Here is a 12753-nt window from a genome sequence, read left to right as displayed (position 1 = left end):
CCCCTTGAAACAAGGTGCTTATGACTTCTCTTTTGCCCGTTTAAGAGCGGCGATAATGTTTTGGTTTTTGTGAGGCAAAAGTGCCGTAAAATAGATGCTCTCCAATTAAGGTAATTGGCGCGACGCGTACACCAGTACGCGCCTTCGCCTCGGCCATAATTTGTGGGTCGGTCAGATCCCGCTCGTCAAATGTAAGTTGCTCTTTAACCAACCACTCTTTGAGCAATTGGCAATCGGGGCAGGTGGGGGTGGTGTAAATTGTAATTTTAGGTTGAGATGTCAGCGCCATCATGTTCTCCTTTCGATTGGTATAGCCAGACCTGAGCAAGGCCTGGCTTGTCGATTGTTTATTGAGTGATGCCTTCTTTCATCGGTGCTTGGAAGCGTTTAAGACGTAAGGCGTTACCTAATACAAAGACGCTAGAAAGAGCCATTGCCGCCGCCGCTAAAATCGGTGAAAGCAAAGTGCCATTAATTGGGTACAGTAAGCCTGCTGCCACTGGGATCAAGAGCGCGTTATAAGCGAACGCCCAAAATAGGTTTTGTTTTATATTACGGATAGTCGCTTGGCTTAAGGCAATTGCATCGACAACACCACGCAAGTCACCTGACATTAAGACCACATCTGCCGCTTCAATGGCGACGTCTGTTCCCGTACCGATAGCCAACCCAACATCGGCTTCGGCAAGTGCAGGAGCATCGTTAATACCATCTCCCACAAAGGCGACTTTATTGCCATTACTACGGAACTGTTTTAGTGCTGCGACTTTGCCGTCAGGCAGTACTTCGGCAGCCACTTCATCAATACCGAGTTGCTTAGCGATTGCAGCAGCCGTTGCCGCATTATCACCGGTGATCATCGCCACTTTTAAGCCTAATGAATGTAAGGCTTTAATCGCTTCTGGGGTGGTCTCTTTTATTGGGTCAGCAACGGCAATAATTGCTGCTAAACGCCCATCAATTGCCGCATACAGCGGGCTTTTGCCTTGTTCGCCTAAACGTAATGCGGTTGGTTGGAAATGGCTCACTTCTAAGCCGAGTTGTTTCATAAAGCGGTCAGCCCCGACAGAAACTGAACGGCCTCCTACTTTCGCTGAAACACCAAACCCAGGTACGGCTTCAAACTCTTCGATTGCGGCAAATGAAATCCCTTTTTCTTTTGCGGCAGCCACAATGGCTTCGGCTATCGGATGCTCGGAGCGGGTTTCAATCGCAGCAACTAAGGCTAAAACTTCATCATATTCAAATCCTTCTGCTGGAACGAGATCGGTTAATTCAGGGCGACCTTTTGTTAACGTACCGGTTTTATCCAGAGCGACGACACTGACATCACGCAGAGCTTGTAAGGCTTCACCTTTACGGAAAAGAACACCTAATTCCGCTGCACGACCAGTACCGACCATAATAGATGTTGGTGTCGCAAGGCCCATCGCACACGGACATGCAATAATCAATACCGCAACGGCGTTGATCAGAGCAAAGGTGAGCGCAGGATCTGGGCCAAAAATCAACCAAATAAAGAAAGTGATAACTGCACCTGCCATGACCGCTGGCACAAACCACATCGTGACTTTATCCACTAATGCTTGGATCGGTAGTTTGGATCCTTGCGCTTCTTCAACTAAGCGAATAATTTGTGCTAATACGGTGTTTGAACCAATTTGGGTCACACGGAAACTGAATGCCCCTGTTTTATTGATAGTACCGCCGACAACCTCAGAGCCTATTTCTTTTGAGACAGGAACAGGTTCACCGGTGATCATGCTTTCATCGACATAAGAAGCCCCTTCGATAACAACACCATCAACAGGAATTTTTTCACCCGGACGAACGAAAACAATGTCGTCGGTGGCGACTTCATCGAGTGGAATTTCGATCATTTTGCCATCACGTTCCACTCGTGCTGTTTTGGCTTGTAAGCCAACAAGGCGTTTAATGGCTTGAGACGTCTTCCCTTTTGCTCGCGCCTCCAATGTGCGACCAAGCAGAATTAATGTCACGATAACGACCGCGGCTTCGAAATACACATTCGCAGTGCCAACGGGCAGAATTTGTGGCATAAAGGTGGCAACAACGGAATAGCCGTAAGCGGCTGCCGTACCGACTGCAACCAGTGAGTTCATATCCGGTGCAGCACGCAGCAACGCGGGAACCCCTTTTTGGAAAAAGCGCAAGCCTGGGCCGAATAAAACGAGAGTGGCTAACACAAATTGGATATACCAATTGAGTTGCTGACCGAGAGTATTTGCAACCCAATGATGAATACCCGGAATAAAGTGAGAGCCCATTTCAATAATAAATACTGGTAGCGTAAATATTGCGGCAGTAAATAGTGAACGGCGCAGTGAACGCTCCTCTTGTTCACGACGTTCATCCGCTTGCTCATTCACATTGGTGCTGGCATCGGATAAGCGACGAGGCTTATAACCGGCTTGAACAACGGCAGCTTCTAAGTCAGCGACAGTGACGGCTCCAGACAAATGGCGAATGCGAGCGCGCTCGGTGGCTAAATTGACACTCGCTTCAATAACACCGGGTATTTGAGTAAGTGCTTTTTCAACACGACCAACACAAGATGCACACGTCATCTCTTCAATGGCTAATTCTGTGATTTCTTCTCTGACTTTATAGCCTGAACTTTCAATCGCACGGATCGCGGCGTCTACATCAACATGCTCTTTAAATGTAATGTCTGCACGTTCAGTTGCTAAGTTCACGACGGCGGTGTCAATATTATCGACCGCTTTTAAGGCACGTTCGACACGGCCTACACAGGATGCACAGGTCATTCCTTCGACTGGTAAACTCAGCCTATTGGCTGAAGATTGAGATAGATTAGTAGTCATTGATTTACCCTCTTAAGTATCATCATGCGTAAAGCCTAACGTTTACCTTAAGGGGAAGGTCAAGCATTTTTTTTATTATTATGTTCAAAAAAGAGATAGCCACAGTCAAATGTAACTATCTCTTTGTTTTATATGCAATATAATAGGTTTGTATTATGAGTTCGCTAAACTATCGTTGTTTAGCGAACTGTTTTTGAGGTCGATTATGGGGATTTTTTACCCGCTAATTTACGTATCATCATGTAGAAAACAGGGGTTAATAGTAAACCAAATAGCGTTACACCTAGCATGCCGAAGAACACCGCAACCCCCACGGCTTGTCTCATCTCTGAACCCGCTCCCGTCGCTAAAACAAGCGGGATCACGCCAGCAATAAAGGCAAAGGATGTCATCAAAATAGGGCGTAATCGTAGATGAGCGGCTTCTGATACGGCGGCTAAAGGATCTTTTCCTTGTTTCTCTTGGGCGATCGCAAATTCAACAATCAAAATCGCATTTTTTGCAGCAAGGCCGACCAGCACAATGAAAGCGATTTGTGTGAAGATATTATTATCTCCATTGAGCAACCATACGCCGGCAATAGCAGAAAGTAGAGCCATTGGCGCGATTAATAGTACAGAGAATGGTAATGACCAACTGTTATATTGAGCAGCCAAGATCAAGAAAGCAAATAGCACTGCTAATGGGAAAATATAGAGTGCTGAATTACCCGCTAACTGCTCTTGATAGGTTAGATCTGTCCATTCAAAGCTCATGCCTTCGGGCAATGTTTCACGTAAGATCTTCTCCATCGCATCAGTGGCTTGTCCTGAAGTAAAGCCAGGAGCCGCGTTGCCGGTGATATCGACAGAAGGGTAACCGTTATAGTGGATCACGCGATCAGGGCCATTTGTACGGGTAATCGTCACTAAGCTACTCAGAGGGATCATCTCCCCATGCTTATTACGTACCTTGATGAGTTCAATATCTTTAGGATCCATTCTAAAAGGTGTATCTGCTTGCACAATGACGCGATAGGTTCGACCAAAACGATTGAAATCATTGACGTAGAGTGATCCCAAATTAATCTGTAATGCATCAAAGATATCGGTGAGCGTAACACCTTGCGCTTTGGCTTTTTCGCGATCAATATCCACATCGATTTGTGGCGAATTGGTCTGGAAACTTGCCATCATGCCAGTTAATTCGGGGGCTTGCATTGCTTTCATCAACACTTGCTCTTGCACTTGCGCTAACGCATCAAAGCCAAGATCAGCCCTATCTTCTATTTGTACCTTAAAGCCCCCCATCGAACCCAAGCCGGGAACCGGAGGTGGAGGGAATATGCCAACAAAACCATCCGGTATTTGACTAAATTTACCCATTAGGCGTTCGGCGATGGCATTTGCTGATAGTGAAGGATCTGTACGCTCATCAAACGGTTTGAGCATTGCAAACATGAGTGCTGAATTCGGTAAGTTAACAGGGCCATTTACAGAGAGGCCAGGGAACGCTACCACGTTTTCAACACCAGGCTCCATCAGTGCGAGGCGTGACATCTCTTTCACAACCGCTTCTGTTCTATCGAGAGAAGCACCCGAAGGCAATTGCGCGACGCCAATTAAGTAATATTTATCCTGTGCAGGAACAAAGCCATTAGGAACCACTTTAAACCCGAGTGCGGTTAGCCCAACAAAGCCAAGATATAGCACAAGAATAATTAAACTTCCTCGTATGCAGCGGCGTACAATCTGAACGTATTTGTTGGATAATGCATTGAAAAAGAGATTAAATTTAGCGAAAAAGCGACTAAATATCGCATTGATAATGCGAGTCAACCAGTCTGGTTTGCTATTTTTATCATGGGGCTTCAGTAAGATAGCACTGAGAGCAGGAGATAAGGTCAATGAGTTAATCGCAGAAATAATCGTTGAAATCACGATCGTTAATGAAAATTGTCGATAAAACTCACCTTGTAAACCGGATAAAAATGCGGTTGGAATAAAAACAGCCGCTAATACTGATGTAATGGCAATAATAGGGCCTGTGACCTCTTCCATCGCTTTAAAGGCGGCTTCTTTTGGTGTTAATCCTTCCGTGATATGCCTTTCAACGTTTTCAACGACGACTATCGCGTCATCCACCACTATCCCTATTGAGATAACTAAACCGAATAGCGATAGTGTATTGAGAGAAAAGCCGAATAGGTACATAAAGGCAAATGTTCCCACGAGTGATACGGGAACAGCTACTAACGGAATGATTGATGCTCGCCAACTTTGTAAAAAGAGCACCACGACAATAACCACTAATATGGTGGCTTCAAGTAAGGTGATAGCGACCGATTTTAGTGAGGCGCTGACAAAAATAGTTGGATCGTAGGCAATTTTATAGTCGATCCCTTCGATAAAGTTAGCCTGTAAACGAGCCATGGTTTCTCGTACCGACTCCGCCACTTCCAACGCATTTGCTCCGGGGCTCATGACAATCTGTAAGCCAACCGCGTTTTGCCCATTCAGTAAGCTGCGAAGTGAATAATTATCGGCACCTAGCTCTAATCGAGCGACATCTTTTAAATAGGTCGACTGCCCATCTTCGCCTGTTTGAATAATAATATTGCCAAATTGCTCCTCGGTTGTGAGTCGACCAAGTGCATTGACGCTGATTTGAAATGAGGACGTTGAGTTCGGCTGCTGCCCAATCGAACCTGTAGCGACTTGAATATTTTGTTCGCGAATAGCCGTAACGATATCATTTGCCGTTAAGCCTAATGATGCGACTTTTGTGGGATCAATCCATGCTCGCATCGCATATTCACCTTCCCCCCAAACTAATGCGCTGGCAACACCGGGTAATCTAGCAATTTCATCACGCACATTGAGTAAAGCGTAATTAGAGACAAACAGTGGGTCATAGACATTATTGGGTGAGTACATATGGACGACCATTAGGACATCCGGTGACGTTTTTTCCGTTGTGACGCCAATTTGTTGAACTTCTTGAGGCAAGCGAGGAATGACGCGCGAAACTAAGTTTTGCACTTGAATTTGTGCAATATCGGGGTCGACATCTTGCCTAAAAGAGATGGTCAGTACCATTTTTCCATCGGTCGACATTTGCGAGCTCATATAGAGCATGCCTTCTACCCCATTAACCGCTTGTTCGATGGGGGAGGCCACCGTATCAGCAATCACCTTGGGTGTTGCACCTGGATAACTGGCGATAACCTGAACCGTAGGGGGAGTCACGGATGGATATTCGCTTAGGGGCAATTTATAAAAGCTCAAAATCCCTGCTATCAATATAAATATTGATAAGACCATGGCAAAGATAGGGCGCTGTATAAAGAAACGGGGAAAATTCATTATCTGTTTTCCTCTATTTCATCTGAAGGTTGATGTTGAGTTTGGTGAGGCTCTTTTGTTGATGAAGGCTCCATTGAGGTGTATTCAGGCATCACCGCCATACCCGGTCTAACAAGGCCTTTAATAATGACCTTTTCACCCGCTGTTAAACCCTCATTGATCACTCTAAGGCCATCAACTAGGGCACCTAACTGGACAGGGCGATATTCAGCTTGGTTATTGTTATCAAGAACCAAGACATAGTTTTGCCCTTGATTAGAGCCGATTGCTTGGTCATCAATTAAAATGGTGGTTTTTTTAGGGCCGGTAGGAAGTTGTGCACGAATAAAAGCGCCGGGAATCAGTTTCCCCTCTTTGTTAGCAACGACGGCGCGCACTTTTACTGTGCCTGTTGTCCGCTCTATTTGGTTACCAACAAAATTCAGGCTTCCTAAATAGTGGGTACTTTTTTCATTCGGTAATTGTATGGTAACGGGCGGTAATGTGGCCTTAGTATTGCTTATTGTTGATGATTGTAACCCCGCTAATTGATGAAAAGTGGCTTCATCAATATCAAAATAAGCATATATTGGGTCAATTGAAACAATCGTAGTTAAACGTGTTGCACTACTGGTGTCGCCACCAGTCACTAGGTTCCCTTCAGTAATAAAGGCTCTATCGACTCGGCCTGCAATAGGGGAACGAATTTGCGTATAAGATAAATTGAGTTTGGCGGATTCTACCGCGGCTTTTGCTGATTTTACTTGTGCATTATTTGCGGTCAGCGTGGATAAGGCATCATCATAATCTTTCCGCGAAACGGCACCTTTATTTACTAATCCTTTGAGGCGTTGGTAATTTCTACTAGCTTGAGCCGCTAAGGCTTCTGCTTGGCTTAATTTTCCCTCAGCCTCAAGCAAGGCGATTTGAAATGGATGAGGGTCGATTTGGAAGAGTAAATCGCCTTTTTTAACCAGTTGCCCTTCAGGAACGTCTACAGAATTAATCCGTCCACCCACGCGAGAGCGTAAATCAACCGTTTTGGGTGAAGCTAAGTAGCCTGTAAATTCAGAAAAAGGAGTCATTTCTCGTTGGATCACTTCCGCGACAGGCACTTTAGGGAGCATCGTAGAACTTGTCGTTTCGGGTTTATTATCATTATTAGCATCTTGTGCGATAGCGAGGCCGCTTATCCCCATAGCCACAACAAATGTCGCATATATTCCGATTATCATCTTCATAATAAACTTTACCTAATTAATTGATTTCATTGTTAGCTTTAATGTTGAATAACCAATGTTGTGTAAGGGTAAAGGTTACAGTAGTTGTAAGGTCAACCGTTTTAATGCAAGCAGGTGTGGGAATATATTGAAGGACAGTGTTTACGTTTATTTTTAATTAAATAAATTGAATACTCTCAATAAGGTTATCTTAGAGATAGATATAAAAATAAGTTTGCAAAAGCCAAATAAGTTATTGACCTTGTATCTACTTTAAGGTTTTTAATATTCATCATTAATTAAAACACGGACATAAATAAGGATTAATGATGAAAAAGATTATCGCTTTATTTGTATTAAGCCTAGTTAGTTATCAAGGCGTCGCTGCAAATAATCAAACATATTCTCAACAGGCATCAAGTAAGGTTACTGAGAATTATTTATCTGTAGATACGCATAAAAAAATACTCAGCTCAGCCACATTTATTGGTGATGCGAGTTTATCATCAATAGAAACGCAAGCTCAGGAAACGGCAAAAAAGATAGGGGCGAGTAGTTATAAAATTGTTGGAGCAAGTGGCGAAACTAAACTCCGAGGACATGTTATATTTTATCAATAAAATCCTTTGATTTTATAAGGAGATGAGCGATGAGTCATCACACCATTAGAGAAAATGTGATACAAGATATTCTTTTATGGATTGATATGAATGTGGATAAGCCACTGAATATTGCGGAAATCTCTCATAGGGCTGGCTATTCAAAATGGTATTTTCAACGTATTTTTAAAAATACCGTGGGCGTCAGCTTAGGGCAATATCTTTTAATTAAGAGGCTATTAAAGGTGTCATCTGATTTGAAACAGACAAATGACAAGATTATTGATATTGCTTTTAGATACGGTTTTGATGGACAGCAAGGGTTAACAAGAGCTTTTAAGCGTAAATTGAAAGTAACCCCTGCTAAATATAGGAGAGAAACCGCACTCAGGTACCATGCGTAGTATAGCGTATTTTGATAACAATCGTGTCATAAAGTATTAAGCCTAGCTAGCCAGCTAGATAATGCAATAAACTAAAACTTGTTGGTCTAGCGGCTAGCTGAATAGGTTAACCTTTGATGGTTTTACTTTTAATTTGTTGAAATAAAAAAATTAAATAAGAAAAATAATCAAATCATCGTTTTTCTTGACCTTACAATAATGGTAAGGATTAGCATTATTGAAAATTTAAAATAACCTATCTCTGTTTTTAGGTGGAAGAATATGAAAATAGGTGAAGTATCAAAATTATTCAATATTCCAAGAGAGACAATACGGTTTTATGAAAAAGAGGGCCTAATCGTTCCTCCGAATAGAAATGATAATAACTATCGCAGTTACAGTGAAAACCATATTGAACGACTCCGTTTTATAAAAAATTGCCGTAGTCTTAATATGTCTCATCGTGAAATAAAAAAACTATTAGATCTGGTGGATAATAATAGTGATGATTGTGAGCTCGTTGAGGGAGTGATTAACTCACATCTATTTAATATTAGAGAAAATATCGAAAAGCTGAAAAAGCTCGAAAGAGAATTGATTATCTTACAAGATCATAGCAATGAAATGAATAGCAATCATAAGTGTGGGATAATAAAAAACTTATTATCTAAAGAGATTTGATCTTTAACGTTATACGATTTTCTATCTATATAGGTAATAAGGATAGCAGCTTGGCTATCCTTATGGAGACTGTGATTACAGTGCTTTTAGCATACGGATTTCACAATCGCTGTGGCCTGTATTGCCGAGTGGCTCATCGATAAATTCAAAGCCTAATTTCTCATACAGTTTAATGGCTGCTTGTAAATCTGCGGTTGTTTCTAGGTAGCAGCGTGTATAACCTTGTGCTTTAGCAAACTCTAATGACATTAGTACAATCTGCTTAGCGACCCCTTTACCTCTTAATACCGAAGATAGATACATTTTTTGTAGCTCGGCTGTGTCATTATCACCGCCAGCTAATTGTGATATGCCACCACCACCGACAATTTTACCGTCCATTTCAACGACCCAGTAAGCACTACGAGGCTTGCTATAGACTTCATAGAGCGTATCTAAAATAGGATCGGCTACCGCAAAACCTTTATCAGCCGTTAAGCCATGTTCTGCTGAAACTTCACGGATAACCGCGGCAATCCCCGCATTATCTTTTTGTTCGATTAAACGAATAGTGTGGGTTGTTGTATTTGTTGTCATGAGAAACTCTCTTTATTTATTGTTTTGTACTACTCAGTGAGAGAGAACCAGAAGGGAACTTCAATCTGAGATCTGCGAACGCAGTCGTATCATAATAATCGATTAATTAACGTGGGTATAGGGTTCGGGATTGATTTACTTATTTAGATAGATGTTCTAATAAAAAACCCCTATTGGCGAACCAATAAGGGTTTTAAGTCAATGTGAAAGAGGCAGATTATAGCGACGCAATGGTCACTTTTTGTGCTTCTAACTTACCTTTAGCTTCAATGTTAGCCGCTAGGCGCTCGCGCTCTTTCTCAACAACGGCAGCAGGTGCACGGCTGACAAAACCTTCATTAGCGAGTTTGCTTTCGATAGACTCAATCTCTTTGAGTACTTTCTCTAACTCTTTATCCAAACGCGCTAACTCGGCATCTTTATCAATCAGGCCTGCCATTGGGATCAATAGCTCAGTACCGCTAACCAGTTTTGTCACAGAAACTGGCGCTTCTTCACCGTCTGCCAGTACCGTGATACTTGCAAGGCGTGCCATGGATTTAATAAAGTTTTGGTTTTCTGCAACGCGACGTTTCGCATCTTCAGAAGCACCACGCAGTAATACATCTAGTGGTTTACCCGGCGAAATATTCATTTCGGCACGAATATTACGGACAGCAATGATAGCTTCTTTGATCCATTCCAAATCACTCAGTGCTTGCTCGTCCACTTTAGCTGCATCAAATTCAGGGAATGGTTGTAGCATGATGGTATCTGCATCAATCCCTTTGACGACTTTCACACGTTGCCAGATAGTTTCCGTGATAAATGGAATAATAGGGTGTGCTAAACGTAATAGCGCTTCTAATACTTCGATCAGCGTGAAACGTGCTGCACGAGCTTGCGCTTCATTACCTTTGTGAACAGCAGGTTTTGATAGCTCCAAGTACCAGTCACAGAATTCGTTCCAAGTGAAATCATACAAAATACCCGCGGCAATATCATAACGATGGGTATCGAGGGCTTCACGGTACGCTTTGATGGTTTGGTTGAACTGAGCCATGATCCAGCGATCAGCCAAAGAGAAGCTCATTTCACCACCGTTCTGACCACAGTCTTGATTTTCTGTGTTCATTAGGACAAAGCGGCTTGCGTTCCATAATTTATTACAGAAGTTGCGGTAGCCAGACAGACGTTTCATATCCCAGTTGATATCTCGGCCTGTTGAGGCAAGCGCCGCTAAGGTAAAGCGTAGTGCGTCAGTACCATGTGCTTCAATACCGTTTGGATACTCTTTGCGAGTACGCTTGGCAATTTTTTCAGCCAATTGTGGCTGCATCATATTGCCAGTACGTTTCTCAAGCAGATCTTCTAACGAAATACCGTCGATCATGTCCAGAGGGTCGATAACGTTCCCTTTGGATTTAGACATTTTTTGGCCTTCTTCATCACGGATCAAACCCGTCATATAAACGGTTTTGAACGGTACTTGCGGTACGCCGTTCTCATCTTTAATGAAGTGCATGGTCATCATGATCATGCGGGCTATCCAGAAGAAAATAATGTCGAAACCACTGACCAACACATCGGTAGGATGGAACGTTTTCAGTGCTTCGGTATTTTCAGGCCAGCCTAATGTTGAGAAGGTCCATAAACCGGAAGAGAACCAAGTATCCAATACGTCTTCGTCTTGGCGCAGTGCAATCTCTGCCCCCAAGTTGTTTTCACGACGAACTTCATCTTCATCGCGACCCACATAGACATTACCTTTGTCGTCATACCATGCAGGAATACGATGACCCCACCACAATTGGCGAGAGATACACCAATCTTGGATATCACGCATCCAAGAGTAATACATATTTTCGTATTGGCGAGGTACGAATTGAATACGACCATCTTCAACCGCTTTAATGGCATCTTCTGCTAGCGGCTTAGTACGAACATACCATTGGTCAGTTAGCATTGGCTCGATAACGACGCCACCGCGGTCACCATAAGGCACTGTTAAGTCATGCGGCTTAACTTCAACTAATAAACCTAACTGCTCAAATTCCGCGACAATCGCTTTACGTGCGGCAAAACGCTCCATACCACGGTAAGCTTCTGGGATTTCACTGCTATATGCGGTTGATGGGTTACCGTGAGTATCAAAGACTTCTGCTTCACTACGGACATTACCATCTAAATCCATCATGTTGATCATAATGAGCTGATGACGTTTACCGACTTCATAGTCATTAAAGTCATGAGCAGGGGTAATTTTCACGCAGCCAGTGCCTTTTTCCATGTCGGCGTGTTCGTCACCGACAATTGGAATACGGCGATTGACGATTGGAAGAATAATTTCTTTACCAATTAAATCTTTATAACGGGGATCTTCTGGGTTAACCGCCACACCAGTATCACCCAGCATAGTTTCTGGGCGTGTGGTTGCGACAACCAGATAATCTTTACCTTCGGCTGTTTTTGCACCATCTGCAAGTGGATAGCGTAAATGCCACATGGAGCCTTTGATTTCACGGTTTTCGACTTCCAAATCAGAAATCGCAGTGTGGAGTTTAGGATCCCAGTTAACGAGGCGTTTACCACGATAAATTAAGTTATCTTTATAAAGACGAACGAAGGCTTCTTTAACGGCTTTTGATAGGCCTTCATCCATTGTGAAGCGCTCGCGCTCCCAATCAACAGAGTCACCTAAACGGCGCATTTGTTGTGAAATGGTGCCACCAGACTCTGCTTTCCATTGCCAAATTTTGTCAATAAACGCATCGCGGCCGTAATCGTGACGAGTTTTGTTCTCTTCAGCCGCGATCTTACGTTCAACAACCATTTGGGTTGCGATACCAGCATGGTCAGTACCTGTTTGCCACAGCGTATTTTTACCTTGCATGCGTTGGTAACGGATCATGGTATCCATAATCGTTTGCTGGAAAGCATGCCCCATATGCAGGCTACCTGTGACGTTTGGTGGTGGAATAACGACACAGAAACTCTCTTTGCTAGTATCCCCGTTTGGTTTGAAATAACCGCTTTTTTCCCAATGAGCATAGCGTGCTTGCTCTATCTCAGCGGGATTATAAGTTTTATCGAGCGAAGGCTCGGCAATCGCATTATCTGGTTTCTTATCCATTTTTATATCGTAT

General features: G+C 43.2%; 9 protein-coding genes. 3 read left to right on the top strand and 6 right to left on the bottom strand.

The genetic code is table 11. The features are described from left to right. Positions 1–40: 40 nt before the first annotated feature. The 4 genes from PR709_RS14065 to PR709_RS14050 form a co-directional block, all read right to left on the bottom strand. Positions 41–289 (bottom strand): glutaredoxin family protein, encoded by a 249-nt coding sequence (locus tag PR709_RS14065; protein ID WP_154635371.1) that lies wholly within the window; start codon positions 287–289, stop codon positions 41–43. A 58-nt stretch (positions 290–347) separates the two neighbouring features. Beyond that, complete coding sequence (locus tag PR709_RS14060) at positions 348–2846, bottom strand: heavy metal translocating P-type ATPase (protein ID WP_004915943.1); 2499 nt, start codon at positions 2844–2846, stop codon at positions 348–350. 203 nt (positions 2847–3049) lie between these two features. Further along, the gene (locus tag PR709_RS14055) at positions 3050–6190 is read right to left on the bottom strand and encodes an efflux RND transporter permease subunit (RefSeq protein WP_004915945.1); all 3141 of its coding nucleotides are present in this window, start codon (positions 6188–6190) and stop codon (positions 3050–3052) included. After that, complete coding sequence (locus PR709_RS14050) at positions 6190–7410, bottom strand: efflux RND transporter periplasmic adaptor subunit (protein ID WP_040132521.1); 1221 nt, start codon at positions 7408–7410, stop codon at positions 6190–6192. The genes PR709_RS14055 and PR709_RS14050 overlap by 1 nt, the downstream gene beginning before the upstream one ends. Before the next feature lie 308 nt (positions 7411–7718). On the opposite strand from PR709_RS14050, the gene PR709_RS14045 reads away from it, so the two are divergent. The 3 genes from PR709_RS14045 to PR709_RS14035 all read left to right on the top strand — a co-directional run bounded on the left by PR709_RS14045 (position 7719) and on the right by PR709_RS14035 (position 9052). After that, a complete protein-coding gene (locus PR709_RS14045; protein ID WP_223854648.1) occupies positions 7719–8009 on the top strand; it encodes a YdgH/BhsA/McbA-like domain containing protein in 291 nt (96 codons plus the stop codon). A 29-nt stretch (positions 8010–8038) separates the two neighbouring features. Beyond that, positions 8039–8392 carry a helix-turn-helix domain-containing protein gene (locus PR709_RS14040; RefSeq protein WP_060561468.1) on the top strand — a complete coding sequence of 118 codons (354 nt, stop codon included), beginning with the start codon at positions 8039–8041 and terminating at the stop codon, positions 8390–8392. Positions 8393–8653: 261 nt separating this feature from the next. Then, positions 8654–9052 carry a MerR family transcriptional regulator gene (locus PR709_RS14035; RefSeq protein ID WP_004915954.1) on the top strand — a complete coding sequence of 133 codons (399 nt, stop codon included), beginning with the start codon at positions 8654–8656 and terminating at the stop codon, positions 9050–9052. Positions 9053–9127: 75 nt separating this feature from the next. Here PR709_RS14035 and PR709_RS14030 read toward each other — a convergent pair whose 3' ends face one another. Both PR709_RS14030 and PR709_RS14025 read right to left on the bottom strand, forming a co-directional pair. Continuing rightward, entirely contained in the window at positions 9128–9628 is a 501-nt protein-coding gene (locus tag PR709_RS14030; protein WP_154625917.1) for a GNAT family N-acetyltransferase, read from the bottom strand. Between the two features lie 217 nt (positions 9629–9845). Then, complete coding sequence (locus PR709_RS14025; protein WP_004915958.1) at positions 9846–12740, bottom strand: valine--tRNA ligase; 2895 nt, start codon at positions 12738–12740, stop codon at positions 9846–9848. Positions 12741–12753 lie beyond the last annotated feature (13 nt).

Origin of the sequence: Providencia sp. PROV267 (assembly GCF_028477825.1) — a bacterium.
GTDB lineage: Bacteria > Pseudomonadota > Gammaproteobacteria > Enterobacterales > Enterobacteriaceae > Providencia > Providencia stuartii.
Note: the sequence above shows the minus strand (reverse complement) of the source record. Positions and strands in the feature narration are given on the sequence as shown.